The following is a 16940-nucleotide window of genomic DNA, read 5'->3' as shown; positions in this document are numbered from 1 at the left end:
TCGGTCGGACGGTGCGACGGTCAGCCGGCTCCCTCGCCGACGTTCGACCCGTCGACGTCCTTGTGGTGGCGGTAGTAGCTCACCTCGGCGGGCGCGAGCGGCTGGACGCCGAGGATGAGATCGGCGGCCTTCTCCGCGATCATCATCACGGGGGCGTAGATGTTGCCGTTGGTGATCGACGGCATCACCGACGCGTCCACCACACGGAGGCCTTCCACGCCGTGCACCGCCATGGTCGCGGGGTCGACGACCGCCAGGTCGTCGGTGCCCATCTTCGCCGTGCACGACGGATGCAGCGCCGTCTCCGCGTCACGGGCGACCCAGTCCAGGATCTCCTCGTCGGTCGACACCTCAGGGCCTGGCGACAGCTCGCCGCCGTTGAACGGCGCCATCGCCGGCTGGTTCAGGATGTCGCGCGCGACGTGCACCGCTTCGATCCACTCGCGCCGGTCGTTGCCGGTCGACAGGTAGTTGAAGCGCAGGGCCGGGTGGCTGCGCGGATCGCGTGACGTGATCGTCACCGAGCCGCGGACGTCGGAGTACATGGGGCCGACGTGGACCTGGTAGCCGTGACCGCCCGCGGGGGTGCTGCCGTCGTAGCGGATCGCGAGCGGCAGGAAGTGGAACATCAGGTTCGGGTAGTCGACCTCGTCGTTGGACCGGACGAACCCGCCCCCTTCGAAGTGGTTGGTCGCGCCCGGTCCCCGGCGGAAGAACAGCCACTGGAACCCGATCCAGGGACGTCGCCACCAGGCGAGCTGCGGCTGGAGGGTGACGGGTTGCTCGGAGGCGTACTGGATGTACACCTCGAGGTGGTCCTGCAGGTTCTGTCCGACCCCGGCCAGGTGCTGGACGACCGGGATACCGAGCGATCGGAGGTGGTCGGCATCACCGATGCCGGACAGCTGGAGCAGCTGGGGGGTGTTGATCGCCCCGCCGCACAGGATCACCTCTCCGGCGTCGACGTGGCGGAGGCGACCGCGGTGGATGTAGTCGACGCCGGTCGCCCTGGTCCCGTCGAAGGTCGTCCGGGCCGCCAGGGCTCGCGTCCTGACCGTCAGGTTCGGGCGGCCGAGCACGGGGTGGAGGTAGGCGCGCGACGCCGACAGCCGGCGGCCGCGTTGGACGTTGCGGTCGAACGGCGCGAAGCCCTCCTGCTGGTAACCGTTGACGTCGCTGGTGATCGGGTAGCCCGCCTGCCGACCGGCCTCGAAGAACGCCTGGAAGAGGGGGTTGGTGGCCGGGCCGCGCTCCAGGACGAGCGGCCCGTCACCGCCGCGCCACTCGTCGGCTCCGGCGGTACAGGTCTCCATCCGCTTGAAGTAGGGCAGGCAGTGCGCGTAGCTCCAGGTCTCCATCCCCGGCGCGGCTGCCCAGCGGTCGTAGTCCATCGGGTTGCCGCGCTGGAAGATCATCCCGTTGATCGACGACGACCCACCGAGGATCTTGCCGCGCGCGTGGTAGATGCGCCGGCCGCCCATGAAGGGCTCGGGTTCCGACTCGTACTTCCAGTCGTAGAAGCGGCTGCCGATCGGGTAGGTCAGTGCTGCCGGCATGTTGATGAACACATCCCAGCGCGCATCGGGCCGGCCAGCCTCGAGCACGAGCACCGAGGTGGAGGGATCCGCGCTGAGGCGGTTGGCGAGCGCGCAGCCTGCGGAACCACCACCGACGATGACGATGTCGTAGCGCTCGGTCATCAGCTCACCTCAGCAGGCGGGTGACGGCGCGCCCCAGCGGGACGCGCCGTCGCGGTCCGTCAGTTCGTCACGGTAGCCAGGGACGCCAGACGTCCTCGTTGGCGTCGACCCAGGCCTGGGCGGCTTCCTCGGGCGATCGACCGTCGACGTCCATCTCGAACGTGATCGAGTCCTGGTCCTCGTTCTGCAGCTGGAACGCGCTGAGGAACGCGTGCACGTCAGGGAGACGGTCCTGGAGTTCGGCCGTGGCCGCCTTGAACAGCACGTCCTCGGGGTAGCCGCAGGTGCGTTCGTCCTCCGGGTCGTCGCACCCCTCCTCGTACTCGGGCAGCTCGACCATGGTCAGGTCGTACTGGGCGTGCAGCCAGTGCGGTGTATAGAAGTAGAACAGCACCGGCTGCTGCTGTTCGATCGCGGTCTCGACCGCGGTGAGCTGCGCCGCCTCGGAGCCCGACTGGACGACGGTCAGGTTCAGGCCGAGGTTCTCGATGATGGTCTCGTCGAACTGGACGAACGACGGGTCGGCGGCGAGGAACTGGCCGGCGTTCCCGGTCTCCGCCGTGGCGAAGATCGCCTCGTTGCCCTCGAGGCCCTCCCAGCTCGTCATCTCCGGGTACTCGTCGACCACGTAGCTCGGCACGAACCAGCCGATCTGTCCGACGGCGCCGAGCTCACCGATGTCCTCGACCGTGCCGCGATCATCGATGAACCGAGCCCGGTTGTCGGCGTGCCCGGACGGCCAGATCTCGAGCACCGCATCGAGGCTGCCGTCGTCGAGGCCGGCCCACTGGGCGTTCTCGTCGAGTTCGACGATCTCGACCTCGGTGCCCAGTTCCTGCTCGAGGATGAGCGCGGCGACGTGGGCGTTGGCGTACGACCCCGGCCACGGGTTGGCGACGAGTCGCACGCTCCCGTCGGCGGCCCCCTCGCCGGTCGCGTCCCCGTTCCCGTCGTCGGTCGTCTCGGCGTCGTCGGTGTCCTCGCCCAGCTCGCCGACATCGACGTCGTCCGGGTCGGCGGCACAGGCGGTCAGCGCGAGGCCGAGCACCAGCATGCCGGCGACCACACGTCGTGCGGAACGTTCACGTGATGCCATCGATCTCCCTCTCGTTGGGCCCAGGAAACGGCCTAGGCGGTCTTCATCTTGGCTCGTTGCGACTCCACGAACTCGGCGTCGCCCTCGCCCAGCGACTGCGTGATGCGGTCCAGGACGATGCCGAGCAGCACGATCGAGATGCCGGCCACCGCTCCCCGTCCGATCTCGCTGCGGGTCAGCCCGCGGATGGCCTCCAGCCCCAGGCCACCGGCACCGATCAGGCCCGCGATGATGACCCCGGCCAGGACCATCATCGTGGTCTGGTTGAGCCCCATGAGGATCGTCGGCCGGGCCAGGGGCAGCTGCACGGTCCTGAGCACCTGCCACCGTGTCGCGCCCTGGGACCGGGCTGCCTCGACGGTCTCCGCCTCGACCTCGCGGATGCCGGCGTTGGTCATACGCACGCCGGGCGGCAGCGCGTAGATGACCGACGCGATGAGGCCAGGGACCCGACCGATCGTGAACAGCGCCACCACGGGGATGAGGTAGACGAAGGCGGGCAGGGTCTGCATCCCGTCGAGGACGGGCCGCAACGCGCGATCGAACCCGTTGCTCTGGCTGGCCAGGATCCCGATCGGGACGGCCAACGCGATGGTGATCACGGTCGCGATGAGGACCTGGCTCAGCGTGTTCATCGCGTTGGGCCACGCCCCCATGGCGCCGATCGTGGCGCACGCGACGACCGCGAAGAAGGCGAGGCCCTGACCGGCGGTGCGCCACGCGATGACCGCCACCACACCGGCGAACAGCCACCACGGGACGCTCGTCAGCAGCAGGTGGAGCGGATCGAGGGCGAAGCGGATCACGATGGAGCTGAACGCCGTCGTCACCCCGGTCAGCTCGATGCGTGCCCAGGCGAACACCTGGTCGGTGACCTCCGCGACCGACAGCGCTCCAGCGAGCGGTGGCTCCGCCGCGAACGGCAGCGTGCCGAGCAGCCGCCCGACGACGAGCGCACCAGCGATGAGGGCAGCCGTCCGCCAGCCACGCACGGCCCGCCGTCCTCGGCCCCCGGCGGCGAACGTGATGCGGTCGAGCAGCATCGCCAGCAGCACGATGGCCAGCCCCGCATCGAGCGCACGTCCGACGTCCAGGGTCTGGAGGCCCCGCAGCACCTCGCGCCCGAGTCCCGTGGCGCCGACGAGCGAGGCGATCACGACCATGGACAGGGCCATCATGATCGTCTGATTGACGCCGACCCGGACCGACGGCATCGCCAGCGGCAACCGCACGGTCCGCAGCAGCTGCCGGTTCGTCGCACCGTAGGCCTTGCCGACCTCGACCTTGACGGCGGGCACCTGGTGGATGCCGAGGGCGGTGAGCCGGACCGCCGGGGGCACGGCGTAGATGATCGTCGCCACGATCGCCGCGGGGTTGCCCAGGCCGAACACGAAGCCCAGCGGCAGCAGGTAGACGTAGGCGGGGATGGTCTGCATCGCGTCGAGAACGGGGCGCACCACCTTCTCGATCGTCCTCACGCGTCCGGTCAGGACCCCGAGCGGCACGCCGATGGCGAGGGAGATCAGCACCGCGACGCCCATCAGCGCCAGCGTCGTCATCGCATCCGCCCACTGGCCGAGCAGCGCGACACCGCTGAGCGCGAGCAGCGAGACCACGGCGACACGCCAGCCGGCGACGGTCACCGCGATGGTCCCCACCACCAGGGCGACGCCGGGCCAGCCGAGGAGCCGGAGCTGCGCCTCGATCTCGGCCAGTCCGGTCGCCACGCCGATCGCCATCGGCCGGAACAGCCACGTGAACAGCGGATGGTCCGCGCGGTTGTCGATGATCCAGAACTGCAGATCATCGAACCGTTGCCCCACCCCGAGCCTCCAGTCCGCGGCGTAGCCAGCCTCCCACCCGCTCGCCACGGCCCCGATGGCGAGCGCGATGCCGGCGAGCACGAGCCACGGCCGATCCGCCACCCACCGCGTGGGGGAACCACGACGGGTGGCAGCGACCGCCGTCATCAGCGGGCCAGCTCGGCCAGCGGGCCGCCGTAGATCGCCTGGAGCACCAGGTCGCGGGAGACCACACCGACGACGGTCCCGTCACGCACGACCCGGACGGCGCGCCCGTCCGCCACACGGGGGATGAGGTCGCGCAGGACCGTCCTCGCGTCGACCTCGCCGGTCGCCGGCGTCGCATCGGGCGCGCTCGTGCCGCCGAACGGCGGCCGGCACAGGTCCTCGGCGGTCAGCACCAGGGCGCGGGGGACGTCGCGGGTGAAGTCGGCGACGTAGTCGTCGGCTGGCGCGGCGAGCAGTTCGGCGGGGGTGCCGATCTGCACGATGTCGCCGTCCCGCATCACGGCGATGCGGTCACCCAGCCGCAGCGCCTCATGCAGGTCGTGGGTGATGAACACCATGGTGGCGCCCATCTGCTCCTGCAGGCGACAGATCTCGGCCTGCATGTCGCGACGGATGAGCGGATCGAGCGCGCTGAACGGCTCGTCGAGCAGCAGGATCTCGGGATCGTTGGCCAGGGCGCGGGCGAGGCCGACCCGTTGCTGCATCCCGCCCGACAGTTCGTCGGGGTACCGATCCGCGAACCCGGTCAGCCCGACGAGGTCGATGACGTCGCCGGCACGCTCGCGTCGCCGTGCTCGGTCGACCCCCTGGATCTCGAGGCCGTAGGCGACGTTGTCGATCACCTTGCGGTTGGGGAGCAGCCCGAAGTGCTGGAAGACCATGCTGACCAGGTTGCGGCGCAGCTCACGGAGTTCGGCCGGCGAAGCCGCCGTGACGTCACGACCGTCGAGGACGATCCGACCGGCCGTCGGCTCGATGAGCCGGGTCAGGCAACGCACCAGGGTCGACTTCCCGCTGCCGGACAAGCCCATGACCACGAACAGCTCGCCGACGCCCACGGAGAACGACACGTCCCGGACCGCCGCGACGCAACCGGTGCGCTCGAGCAGTTCGCCCCGGGACAGGCCCGCCAGCTCCGGGGTGTCGGTCACCCGCTCGGGCCTGGGGCCGAAGACCTTCCAGAGGCCCTCGCAGGCGACCTTCTCGTGACCGTGGTCGGGATCGTTCGGCACCCACCCTCCATCCGGGCTGTGGGCTCGAGCAGCGGTCCCCCGCAGGTCACCCTAGCTCCGAGGCTGGCGCCGGACAGCGGAACGGCACGCCGCGACGTCCCCGGGAAGCTAAGGTTAGGCGAACCTAATTTCCTCCCTGATCCCACGGAAGGTGGCGAGGTGCCGGCACACACATCAGCGGCGATACGTCTCAGCTCCTCACGGGTCGAGTTCTCCGTTCCGTCGGACGACGGCCGGGTCGTCGATGTCGGCTTCGACATCAGTGGCACCACGGCGCACGCGTTGCGTCACCTGTTGGCGGCACAGCTCGATCCAGCGACGGGACGACCGCTGTGTGGCCGATCGAGGACGCTGCTGGAACGTGTTCTGCAGGCTGCCGGCGCGGTGGTCGAACGCATCGAGGTCCTGCCCGGCGACCCGGCCAGGCTCGCGCTGGCGATGATCACGCCTGACGGCGTCGTTCGCAGGATCGACCTGGACCTGCTCGACGCGGCCGAGTTGCTCGCGAGCCACCGCGTGGTGGCGGTCGCCCTGGGTTGGCCGGACCGGGACTGGGACGGGGGGCTCCGGGAGCTGTCGCGGTAACGCGGCCAGATCACCGCGCAGCCGGCTGACCTTGCGGTGAGGGTCGTGGTCCGCGACCGCTGCCGGGCCCGCTCAGGGGTGCCGGGTCGTCGGTGGCCGGTGCGAGGAGGCGCCCGAGCTCGGCACCCTCGAGGGTCTCGTCTGCGAGGAGCTGGTCGACGAGCCGGGTGAGAAGGGGGCGGCGGGCCTCCAGGATCGTCGTCGCCCGTTCGAAGGCCTCCTCCACGAGCCGGCGCACCTCGGCGTCGAGCTGCTGGTGGGTGAGCGCGGAGATCCGGTTCAACGCCGCAGCCCCGCCGAGGAAGAGGTCGGACTCCGGCGCCATCAGCCGCACACGTCCGAGGCGCTCGCTCATGCCGTGACGGGCCACGAGGTCGCGTGCGAGATCGGTCGCGTGCTCGAGGTCGGCGTCGCTCCCGGTGGAGGGTTCGCCGAAGAGCAGCTCCTCCGCCGCGCGTCCGGACAGCGCGGTGGCCAGCTGGTCAGCGAGCTGCGACCGGGTGAACAGCACCGCGTCCCGGTCGCTACCGAGCTGCACGCTGCCGAGACCACGTCCTCGTGCCACGACCGAGATGCGCTGCACGGCCTCGAGGTGCCCGGTCGCCGCAGCCAGGATGGCGTGACCGGCCTCGTGGGTGGCGATGCGCCGTCGTTCGCCCTCGGTGAGCAGGCGGCCCCGCCGCTGCGGGCCGGACAGCACCCGCTGCACGGCCTCGGTCAGGTCGGTCATCCGCACCTGCGCGCGACCGTCACGCACCGCGAGCAGCGCGGCCTCGTTGACCACGTTGGCCAGGTCGGCACCGGTGAACCCGGGTGTGCGGCGGGCCACCATCTCGAGGTCCACGTCGTCCGCCAGCGGCTTGCCGGTGGCGTGCAACGTGAGGATCCGCGATCGCCCGTTCGCGTCGGGCTGGTCGATGGTGACGTGTCGGTCGAACCGGCCGGGACGCAGGAGCGCCGGGTCGAGGATGTCGGGTCGGTTGGTGGCGCCCATGACCACGATGCCGCTGGCGACGTCGAACCCGTCGATCTCGACCAGGAGCTGGTTGAGGGTCTGCTCGCGCTCGTCGGACCCGCCGGAGGCGTCACCTGAGCCCCGCCGTCGACCGGCGGCATCGATCTCGTCGATGAACAGGATCGCGGGTGCGGCGGCGCGCACGCGGGCGAACAGGTCACGGACGCGGGCGGCGCCGACACCGACCAGTGACTCGACGAACTCCGCACCGGCGACCGAGAAGAAGGGGACGCCCGCCTCCCCGGCCGTCGCCCGCGCGATGAGGGTCTTGCCGGTCCCCGGGGGACCGAAGAGCAGGACGCCCTTCGGTGGCGACGCCCCGAGGGCTGCGTACCGGTCGGGGTCGGTGAGGTAGGCGACGACCTCGGCGAGCTCGGCGACGGCCTCGTCGGCCCCCGCCACGTCGGTGAAGCGCACCGCCGGCGGCTCGACCGCGGTGCCGCCACGCTCGCCGAGCGTGCCGAAGCTCCTGATCTCACCGAGCCCGCCGCCACCACCGCGGGCGAGCAGGAACAGCAGCCCGAACAGGTTGGCGAGGATCAGCAGCGGCAGCAGCACGGTGGCCAGCAGCCGGACGGCCCCCTTGATCGGCTGGGGGTCGATCTCGACGCGGGCGCCACCCTGGGCCAGGGCCTGCACCAGCAGGGCGTTGGTGCTGTCGCTGCCGGCGTAGGCGACCCGGTAGGTGCCTTCGCCGTCCGGCGCGGCTGCCGGGTCGGCCGGGAGCGCGAAGAACGGTTGCGCCTCCGACCCCGGTCCCGGCAGCGGTGTCGCACGCCACCGGCCGGTCACCTGACCGTCCTCGTCGAGGAAGGTGGCGACCTCGACCCGACGTTCAGCCGCGAGCGCGACCAGCTCGTCGACGCTCAGCTCGCGGCCCTCCGTCGGTGGGGCGAGGTAGGCCAGGGCGCCACCGAGCGAGGCGAACAGGGCCACGAGCAGGACGAACAGACCGAACCGGAGACCGGGTCGGGCGGGGCGTGGGATGGCCATGGTGGGACCTCGGGTTCGTACGGAGTCGGACGCGGGACCGGGGCAGGACCGTCAGCCGCGGACCCGTGCTGGTCGTGTGGCGCGTCGGCTGCCGAGCGCGAGCGCCAGTGCGAACCCTCCGGCGGCGGCGGTCATCCACAGCGCGGAGGTGGGCACCGATCGCGCCCGGCCGGGCGCGGCCACGAAGGCGAGCTGCGCGCCCCCCGCGGGAGCCGCGGCGAACGCGACCTGCGGTCGGTGCTGCTCGGTGGACGGCGCAGCGACCGCGGCAGCCGGCCCCGCCAGGGCGCCCTCGGCAGCACCGGGGGCGACCGCCTGGGCGGGGCTGGCGGCCTGGGCGGGGCTGGCGGCCGGGGACGGGCTGGCTGCTTGCGACGGGCTGGCTGCTTGGGACGGGCTCGAGGCTGGCGCCTGGGCGCTGCTGGCGGCGGAGGCGGGCGCGTTCCCGGCGAGCGGTGCCGGTGCGGGCGCCTGTCCACCGATCGGTGCGGGTGCCGGCGTGCCGATGCTGCCGGGGGGAGCCGCGGCTGCGGGGGCGGGATCCGATGCGGCCTCCGGCGGCGACGCGGGGGGCGGCCCGTCGTCGTCAGCGGCGTCGGTCCCGCCGGCGATGCCGCCGCACTCGACGATCGTGTCGGCGGTCGAGACCACCTGGTCACCCACCTGCGCAGCCAACGTCACCTCGAACCGTCGGCCCTCGTGGTCTGCACCGCACGTGACGGCCATCGTGTACATGAGCGCGTCGTCACCGACGTGCCCACGGCGGAGGTCGACGTCGTCGTCGCCACGGTCGTGGGTGACCTCGACCGGGATCGCCGGATCGTCGACGACGACCACCTCGACCGGGTGCCGCTCCTCCTGCGCGAGCAACACGCGCTCCAGGACGCCACCCATCGTGGATCGGCCAGCGGTCAGCCTCGACGAGGTGGTCGAGAAGGTGGTGCACACGAGGGGATCGCCCTCGGCGAGCTCGGTCCGTCCGGTGTCGCGGCAGTCCACCCCGCCCGGCGGAGCGAGCGTCCCCGTCACGCGGGCGAGCGCTTCCATGTCCTCGCGCGCAGGTGTCGGAGCGGTCTGCCCGGCAGCATCCGCCGCCTCGACGACCGCGAGCCAACCCGGCGTCCCCTCCTGACCCTCGGACGGGACCGGCGTCACCACGTCGCGTACGACCTCGATACCGACGAAGCGCAGGTCACGCGCCACGAACGCCTCGAAGACCTCCGAGCGGGGCGGGGCGTCCGGGTCGTTCTCCTTGAGGGTGCGGTCGTCGAACTCGTTGTCGGTCACCATCAGCACGGTCCGCAGGCTGCCGTCGCGCCAGGTCGGGTCCTGTCCCGGCGGCACCTCCGGCCGCAGCCGCCCGCCGCCCGCCACCCCCGAACCCGTCGCGGTCTGGTGCAGGGAGATCAGGTGCGCCTCGTGGCTGCCCCGGGTGCACAGGTTGCGGAGCCCGTCGCGCAGCTGGTCACCCGCCGGGCCGATGTCGACCACCCGCCGGTAGCGGTGGCCCTCGCCGGTCCCGAGGTCTCCCAGCCCGAACTGGGCGTCCACCCCCGCGTCGGACAGCACGGTGACGAGATCGGCCATGCTGCGCGCGACGTCGCCGATGTCGTCGCGGAACCCGTTGGAGGTGTCGAGCAGGAGGTAGACGTCGAGCGGGCCGGGCCTCGCGGGCAGGTCGAGCGCCAGCGGGACCTGCTGCTCACCCGGCGTCGGCACCGTGACGCGGTCGGGTGCGTGGAGCGCAGCGGGCTCCGGTTCGGCCGGCGTCGCCGGCGCCAGCGGGGGGATGTCCGCGATGGGATCGCAGAAGCTGACGTTGGGGTCGTCGTCGCCCCGCACCGGTTCCTCGACCGAGCCCGACGTCCTGAGCGAGACCAGTTCGCTCTGGTTGTGCACGTGGTAGGTGCCGGTCAGGTCGACGTCGACACCGTGCAGCGGCGAGAGTCCGAGCTCGTCGATCTCGGTGAAGTCCAGGGTCGTCGCCTCGCCGGTCGGATCGGAGAGGTCGAACAGGTAGAGGCTGACCCGCTCGAACGCGGTGCTGTTGTTCGCCCAGGTCGCGACCAGCACCTCGTCGCGGTCCGGGTGCCAGGCGGCGTCGAGCGCGCCACCCTGGATCCGTTCCCCCTCGGGGACCGCCAGCTCCTGCAGCTGACCGCCCTCGTGCTCCCCAGGTCCTCGGTAGCGGTAGGCGGCGTGCGGGAAGCTGTTGCTCAGCGTCTGGAGGACGAACAGGACCCGTGGGTCACCGTCAGTGGGCCACCGCTCGGTGAAGGGACCGGCCGGCTGGTTGGTGATGGCCGGCGGCAGCACCGTCCAGGTCACCCCGCCGTCGTCGGACCGGAAGGCGTGGTGGCGGGTGCGCGTGAACAGGACGCCGGGGTCACGCGGATCGACCGCGAGGTCGTACAGCAGCGGGAGGATCGGCGGGTGCGGGTACGGGCGCCCCTCGCTGTCGAGCAGGCTCTCGTCGGAGAGCACCGGCGTGGGCCGTGGGGTCCAGGTGTCGCCCCCGTCGTCGGAGACGTGGAGCACTCCGTTCGCGGACAGGTAGACCGTGTCGGCATCCGCGGCCGATGCCACGAGCCGGATCGGCGCGCCGGGGACCAGTGGTGGCGTGCCAGCCGTGTCCCACGACCGGCCTCCGTCGTCGCTCCTGACGACGACGGTGGAGGTCCCCTCGCGGCGTCGATCGCTCCCGGGTGTGTAGGCCGCGTTGGGGTGCTGGTCGTCGGCGATCGCCTGGCCCACGGCGATGACCGCCCACACGCGGTCGCCAACCGCGGGGTGGGCGACGAGGTCGTAGATCCGGTCCGTGTCGCGGGATGCGGGCAGCTGCGGGCTCCGTGACGTCGGCAGCGTGAAGGTCGGCTCCCACGTGCAGCCGTCGTCGACGGTTCGCATGACCGACACGCCGTCGGTGATCAGGTGTCGGGTCGGGTCCTCAGGGTGGACGGCGTGCGCCCTGATGCGATCGAGGCCGGTCGGAGTGGCCGGTGCGGGACGCCGCAGCCACGTGCCCACCTCGCCCTCGACCGTCGTCGGACACGTCCCGTGCGGCCCCGAGGGCGCCGCGCTGGCGATCCCGGCTGTCCCCACGGTCGCAACGACGAGCAGGAGGGCGACGCAGCGGAAGGGGCGGGTCAGGCGCACGGCGGTCCTTCTCGAACGACGCCGGTCGGCGCGACTCGCGTCGCGCCGACCGGAGGTGGGGCTGGCCTACGGCAGCAGCGGCACGACGTTGTCGCAGTACACGACCTCCACGTCGTGCAGCGCGTGGATGTGGGTCGCTTCCTCGACCTCGTGGATCACCTCGGCGATCGGGTCGTCGCAGTGCGGGTCACCGTGGTCGGGGCCGACGAAGCCGACGATGAGCGGGAACGCGGCGACGAGGCCGGCGGCCGTGGCCAGGCGGCGGGGACGTGCGGACATGGGTCCTCCTTCAGGGCTGTCGAACACGGACGGGGCGTCCGTCCGGCCGGGAGACTAGTCATAAATCAGTAGTCGTTCCCAGAACGGTTCTCGACGAGCCGGGTCGGGCTGGGGTCGGCGTTCGACCGCGCGGGACCCAACGAGCGAGGAGGTCACCGGATACGAACCGGAACGAGAGCAGTTCCTGGACGGACGCCGAGCGGACGCTAGGCCACGCCCCCGTAGACCTTGCGGCGGAGCCACAGGGCGACGTACACCAGACCGACGAGGGCGGGGACCTCGATCAGCGGACCGACGACCCCGGCGAGGGCCTGCCCGGAGGTCGCGCCGAACACGCCGATGGCGACCGCGATCGCCAGCTCGAAGTTGTTGCCCGCGGCGGTGAACGACAGAGTGGCGTTGCGCTCGTAGCCGAGCCCGACCCGCCTGCCGAGCGCGAACGAGACCCCGAACATCAGCGCGAAGTAGACCAGGAGCGGCACCGCGATCCGTCCGACGTCGAGCGGCCGGGACACGATCTGGTCGCCCTGGAGTGCGAACAGCATCACGACCGTGGCGAGCAGGCCGTACAGCGCCCACGGGCTGATTCGGGGCAGGAACGTGTCCTCGTACCACTCCCGGCCCTTGCGCCGCTCACCCAGCGTGCGCGACAGGTGCCCGGCGAGGAGTGGGATCCCGAGGAAGATCAGCACGGCCTGGGTGATCTGCCACAGCGAGACGTCCAGGATCTGCTGTTCCCAGCCGAGCCAACCGGGCAGCACCGAGAGGTAGAAGTAGCCGAGCAGCGAGTAGGCCGCGATCTGGAACACCGAGTTGATGGCGACCAGGACCGCGGCGGCGTCACGGTCGCCGCAGGCGAGGTCGTTCCAGATCAGGACCATCGCGATGCAGCGTGCGAGCCCGACGATGATCAGGCCGGTGCGGTACTCGGGCAGGTCGGGCAGGAAGGTCCAGGCCAGCACGAACATCAGCGCCGGACCGATGACCCAGTTGAGCACCAGCGAGGTGATCAGCAGCCGCTTGTCGGCCGCGACCCTGCCGAGCTCGCCGTAGCGGACCTTGGCCAGCGGCGGGTACATCATCACCAGCAGCCCGACGGCGATGGGCAGGGAGACCGTGTCGATCTTCAGCGCCTCGAGCGCCTCGCCGACGCCCGGGAGCAGCCGCCCGAGCAGGACCCCGGCGAGCATGGCCGCGCCGATCCACACCGGTAGGAACCGGTCGAGCAGCGACAGCTTCTCGAGCACCGCGGCGTCGCGGGCGTCGACGGTGGCGGCGGTCGAAGGCGGGAGCGGTTCCATCACATCGTCCGGTCGCTGAGAGTTCACGAGCGCAGGCCTGCGGCGTTGAACCTGGACGGGATGCTAATCACTCAGCTAACGTTGAGCCAATCATGACTGAGCTTCCCTCGTCCCTCGATGACCGTGTAGCGCTCCACCACGCCCTGGGGGAGCCCACGCGGCTGCGGATCGTCGATGCGTTGCAGCTGTCGGACCGCTCCCCGAAGCAGCTGGTCGAGCTCACCGGCGTCCCGACCAACCTGCTCGCGTTCCACCTCAACGTGCTCGAGGACGCCGGCGTGATCCAGCGGGGACCGTCCCAGGGCGATGCCCGCCGGCGTTACGTCCGCCTGCGGACCGAGCGGCTGGCGGGCCTGACCGACCCGCGACCGTTGCCGGGAGCGGTGGAGCACGTCGTGTTCGTCTGCACCGCGAACTCCGCGCGCTCGCAGCTCGCCGCCCAGCTGTGGCAGGCCCGGACCGGCAGGCCGGCGCTGTCGGCCGGGACCGAGCCGGCGCCGCAGGTGCACCCGTTGGCCCTCGCGGTCGCGGAGCGGCACAGCCTCGACCTGGCCGACGCGGTGCCTCGGCGTTACAGCGAGCTCGAGATCGAACCTGACCTGGTGGTCTCGGTGTGCGACCGCGCGCACGAATCGGACCTGGACATCGACGCGCCGACGCTGCACTGGTCGGTCCCCGACCCGGCCGACGGTGGGCCGGACGGCTTCGCCGCCGTCTTCGAGCTGCTCTCGGAGCGGATCGACCGCCTCGCCCGCGCGGTCGTGGCCGTTTGAAGCTCCTGGCCGAGGACCTCCCGCCCCCTCCGAGAACGAAGGGCACGTCGTGACCGACACCCCCACCGTGCTGTTCCTCTGCGTGCACAACGCCGGCCGCTCGCAGATGGCCGCGGGCTGGTTGCGGCACCTCGCCGGTGATCGCGTCCAGGTGCTGTCGGCCGGTTCGGCGCCGGCCGAGCAGGTCAACCCCGCTGCGGTCGAGGCGATGGCCGAGGTGGGCATCGACCTCACCGGCGCCCGCCCGAAGCCGTGGACCGAGGAGACGCTCGCGGCCACCGACGTCGTGGTGACGATGGGGTGCGGCGATGCCTGCCCGGTCCTGCCCGGCAAGCGCTACCTCGACTGGCCGCTCGAGGACCCCGCCGGCAAGGGGGTCGAGGCGGTCCGTCCCATCCGCGACCAGATCCGTGGACGCGTCGAGGAGCTCATGGCCGACCTCGGGGTGGCCTCCGCGGGCTGACGAGTCGGGGACCGTCGCGCACCTCGTCCCGGTTCAGCACCGGTGCTGCGTCGCGCGGACGGCGTCGGCGAACGCGGTGTCGCCGCGGCCCGCCAGCCCGGTGACGACACCGGCCACGTCCGCGTCCGAGCGGTTCTGGCTCAGCTTGGCCTTGGCCTCGATCCGGCTGATGCGCAGCTCGATGCCGACGATGCCGCGCAGCTGGCCGGCGATGAACGCGGCCGGGGCGTCGTCGACCGACCACGGCTGCGGCAGCTCGGCCTCGTGACGGTCGGTCAGACGTCGCACCTGGGCGTCCAGCCACGCTGCGTCGTCGTGCACCATCAGCTCGCCGTGGACGTGGGCGGTGACGTAGTTCCAGGTCGGGACCACGCGCCCGTGCTCGGCCTTCGACGCGTACCACGACGGCGAGATGTAGGCGTCCGGGCCGTGGACGATCGCCAGCGCCGCGCCGATGGGCTCGTGCCGCCAGTGCGGGTTGGCGCGGGCCACGTGGCCGAGCAGGGCGCCACGATCGCCGACGTCCGGATCGAAGACGAAGGGCAGGAAGGTTGCCATCAGGCCCGCGGTGGTGGCGGTCACCAGGTCCGCAGCGCCGTGTCGGCGCAGCAGCTCGGCCGCAGCCTCGTCGTCGACGGCGAAAGGGGCGGGCACGTACATGCCGTGGCTCGATGCTCGGGTTGGCTGGTGGCAGCGCGACGCTAACCGGTGACCGTCCCGTCAGGCCGAGGTGACCGTCGGCTCGTGGCGGACCGGGAAGTTGACCGAGTTCGCGATGAAGCACTGGGCGTGCGCGCGTTCGTGGGCCTCGATCGCGGCCGGGATCATCGATTCGTCGGTGACCTCGACCACCGGGCGCAGCACCACCTCGGAGAACCGGCCCCCGTCCCGGTCGGTCACCATCGTGCCCACCGCTTCGTCGCGGTAGGAGACGACGACCGCGCCTGCCGTCGAGCACTCGTGCAGGTACCACAGCAGGTGGCATCCCGACAGCGCCGCGACCAGCAGGTCCTCGGGGTTGTGGCGGCTCGGGTCCCCGCGGAAGGACGGGTCGCTCGAGGCGAGCAGGTCGGGCTTGCCCTCGATGGCGATGCGGTGGTCACGGCCGTAGCTGCGGTAGCTGGCGGTGCCCTCCCCGGTGTTGCCGGTCCACTCGACGTGGACCCGGTAGGTGTGGTCGGCCACGGGTCGCAACCTCTCGGTCAGGCGCGGTCGTCGTGGGATGATGTCAGGTCGCCTCGGCGAGCGCGGTCCGGGTCGCGGCGACGGCGGCACGCCCTGCCGCGTGCAGCGGCTCGGTGCTCCGAAGGCTCCGGCAGAACACGAAGGCGCCCTCGAGCAGGCACAGCACGGTGATCGCGTGCTCGCGGGCACGGTCCGGGGCGAGGCCCGCCGCCTCGAAGCGGACCGTCGCCGCCGCGAGCCAGTCCTCGAACACCTCGGCGGTCGCGAGGCGCAGCGGCTCGTTCGCGCTGGCGACCTCCAGGGCCACGGTCGCGATCGGACAGGCGTCGGCGAAGTCGGTCGCTTCCAGCGCGATCGCTGCCCCCTCGAAGATCGCGCCCACGCTGGCAAGGACGTCGTCCTCCGCGTCCATGACTGCGGTCACGAGGTCACGGTAGGCCGCTCCCGATCGCACGATCACCTCGCGCGCGAGGTCCTCCTTGCCTCCGGGGAAGAAGTGGTAGATCGACCCGTAGGGCGCGGCCGAGTCCTGGACGATCCGCTTCATGCCCGTGCCGGTGTACCCGTACCGCCGGAACAGTTCGGCGGTCGTGGTGACGATCCGGTCACGTGTCTCGGCCACGTCGCTCCACCTCGATGTTGTCAGGGCGTCTCCGTCGCGACTAGCTTACTAGAACGATCTATCTAGAACGGGGACGAGATGCTCTACGGGACGGCAGCGATCGGCGCGGCGGTCGCCATCGGCGGACGGGTGCTGCTCCGGCAGGTCCTGCTGGCCAAGTTCCGTCGCGACGTGGCCCGGCTCAACGCCGGTGATCACGGGCCGCTGCTGGCCGCCTACGCCGACGACGCCGTGCTGGCCTTCGACACCGGCGATCACCGCTGGGCCGGGACCCACCGCGGGACCGCCGCCATCGAGGCGTTCCTGCGCGAGTTCACCCGCGCCGGACTCCAAGGGGAGGTCCGGGACCTGTGGATCGGCGGTCCGCCCTGGGCCCTACGGATGGTGGCGCGCTTCGACGATCACGCGCTCGGACCGGACGGGCAGCAGCTGTACGCCAACCGCGTCGTGATCGTCCTCCAGACACGGTGGGGCCGCATCGTCCACCAGGAGGACTTCTACGAGGACACCCGGCGCATCGACACCTTCGACGCCCGGCTCCACGAGCTCGGCGTCACGCCGGCCACCGCCCTCCGGAGCTGACGCTCGGTCGCGCCGGCCCGATCCGGCAGCGTGACCGCGGGGTGTGCAGCGCCCTGGGGGTCCAGCGAGCCACCTCGCTGCACACCCTTCCGAGGGGGCGCCGCACGCGACGGGGTAGCGTGCGGCGCGCACCGGGGCGAGAGGTGG

Annotated in this window: 15 protein-coding genes; 4 read left to right on the top strand and 11 right to left on the bottom strand. The window is 71.7% G+C overall.

Translation table 11 applies throughout. The features are described 5' to 3' along the window. Positions 1 to 20 precede the first annotated feature (20 nt). The 4 genes from betA to NITAL_RS02745 form a co-directional block, all read right to left on the bottom strand. A complete protein-coding gene (gene betA / locus NITAL_RS02760; protein ID WP_052664534.1) occupies positions 21 to 1700 on the bottom strand; it encodes a choline dehydrogenase in 1680 nt (559 codons plus the stop codon). Positions 1701 to 1767: 67 nt separating this feature from the next. After that, complete coding sequence (locus NITAL_RS02755) at positions 1768 to 2796, bottom strand: ABC transporter substrate-binding protein (protein WP_083441154.1); 1029 nt, start codon at positions 2794 to 2796, stop codon at positions 1768 to 1770. Positions 2797 to 2828: 32 nt separating this feature from the next. Beyond that, positions 2829 to 4721: an ABC transporter permease gene (locus NITAL_RS02750; protein ID WP_169786701.1), complete on the bottom strand. Its 1893-nt coding sequence runs from the start codon at positions 4719 to 4721 to the stop codon at positions 2829 to 2831. A gap of 44 nt (positions 4722 to 4765) precedes the next feature. Beyond that, a complete protein-coding gene (locus NITAL_RS02745) occupies positions 4766 to 5839 on the bottom strand; it encodes a quaternary amine ABC transporter ATP-binding protein (RefSeq protein ID WP_052664532.1) in 1074 nt (357 codons plus the stop codon). Positions 5840 to 5998: 159 nt separating this feature from the next. Between NITAL_RS02745 and NITAL_RS02740 the strand changes: the two genes are divergently transcribed. Continuing rightward, the gene (locus NITAL_RS02740) at positions 5999 to 6424 is read left to right on the top strand and encodes a hypothetical protein (protein WP_052664531.1); all 426 of its coding nucleotides are present in this window, start codon (positions 5999 to 6001) and stop codon (positions 6422 to 6424) included. Positions 6425 to 6434: 10 nt separating this feature from the next. Here the strand turns inward: NITAL_RS02740 and ftsH are convergent, their stop codons facing one another. The 4 genes from ftsH to arsB form a co-directional block, all read right to left on the bottom strand. After that, on the bottom strand, positions 6435 to 8432 hold the full coding sequence (gene ftsH, locus NITAL_RS02735) for an ATP-dependent zinc metalloprotease FtsH (RefSeq protein WP_052664530.1): 1998 nt from the start codon (positions 8430 to 8432) through the stop codon (positions 6435 to 6437). A 51-nt stretch (positions 8433 to 8483) separates the two neighbouring features. Next, positions 8484 to 11588, bottom strand: coding sequence for a sialidase family protein (locus NITAL_RS02730; protein ID WP_052664529.1), 3105 nt, complete (start codon positions 11586 to 11588; stop codon positions 8484 to 8486). Positions 11589 to 11654: 66 nt separating this feature from the next. After that, entirely contained in the window at positions 11655 to 11867 is a 213-nt protein-coding gene (locus NITAL_RS02725; protein ID WP_052664528.1) for a hypothetical protein, read from the bottom strand. A 206-nt stretch (positions 11868 to 12073) separates the two neighbouring features. After that, positions 12074 to 13168, bottom strand: coding sequence for an ACR3 family arsenite efflux transporter (arsB, locus tag NITAL_RS02720; protein WP_052664527.1), 1095 nt, complete (start codon positions 13166 to 13168; stop codon positions 12074 to 12076). 92 nt (positions 13169 to 13260) lie between these two features. Here arsB and NITAL_RS02715 point away from each other — a divergent pair, with 92 nt between their 5' ends. Together NITAL_RS02715 and NITAL_RS02710 are read left to right on the top strand one after the other, a co-directional pair. Further along, positions 13261 to 13941 carry an arsenate reductase/protein-tyrosine-phosphatase family protein gene (locus NITAL_RS02715; RefSeq protein WP_211262162.1) on the top strand — a complete coding sequence of 227 codons (681 nt, stop codon included), beginning with the start codon at positions 13261 to 13263 and terminating at the stop codon, positions 13939 to 13941. Between the two features lie 49 nt (positions 13942 to 13990). After that, the gene (locus NITAL_RS02710) at positions 13991 to 14404 is read left to right on the top strand and encodes an arsenate reductase ArsC (protein WP_052664525.1); all 414 of its coding nucleotides are present in this window, start codon (positions 13991 to 13993) and stop codon (positions 14402 to 14404) included. Positions 14405 to 14437: 33 nt separating this feature from the next. Here NITAL_RS02710 and NITAL_RS02705 read toward each other — a convergent pair whose 3' ends face one another. The 3 genes from NITAL_RS02705 to NITAL_RS02695 are packed head-to-tail and all read right to left on the bottom strand — an operon-like array spanning position 14438 to position 16211. Further along, positions 14438 to 15064 carry an FMN-binding negative transcriptional regulator gene (locus NITAL_RS02705; protein WP_052664524.1) on the bottom strand — a complete coding sequence of 209 codons (627 nt, stop codon included), beginning with the start codon at positions 15062 to 15064 and terminating at the stop codon, positions 14438 to 14440. Positions 15065 to 15124: 60 nt separating this feature from the next. Beyond that, a complete protein-coding gene (locus tag NITAL_RS02700) occupies positions 15125 to 15589 on the bottom strand; it encodes an OsmC family protein (protein ID WP_052664523.1) in 465 nt (154 codons plus the stop codon). A gap of 43 nt (positions 15590 to 15632) precedes the next feature. After that, on the bottom strand, positions 15633 to 16211 hold the full coding sequence (locus tag NITAL_RS02695; protein ID WP_052664522.1) for a TetR/AcrR family transcriptional regulator: 579 nt from the start codon (positions 16209 to 16211) through the stop codon (positions 15633 to 15635). Between the two features lie 78 nt (positions 16212 to 16289). Here NITAL_RS02695 and NITAL_RS26945 point away from each other — a divergent pair, with 78 nt between their 5' ends. Further along, a complete protein-coding gene (locus tag NITAL_RS26945; RefSeq protein ID WP_157041575.1) occupies positions 16290 to 16793 on the top strand; it encodes a nuclear transport factor 2 family protein in 504 nt (167 codons plus the stop codon). Positions 16794 to 16940 lie beyond the last annotated feature (147 nt).

This window comes from Nitriliruptor alkaliphilus DSM 45188, assembly GCF_000969705.1.
GTDB lineage: Bacteria > Actinomycetota > Nitriliruptoria > Nitriliruptorales > Nitriliruptoraceae > Nitriliruptor > Nitriliruptor alkaliphilus.
The sequence above is the reverse complement of the archived record's forward strand: the minus strand, read 5'-3'. Positions and strand labels throughout refer to the sequence as shown.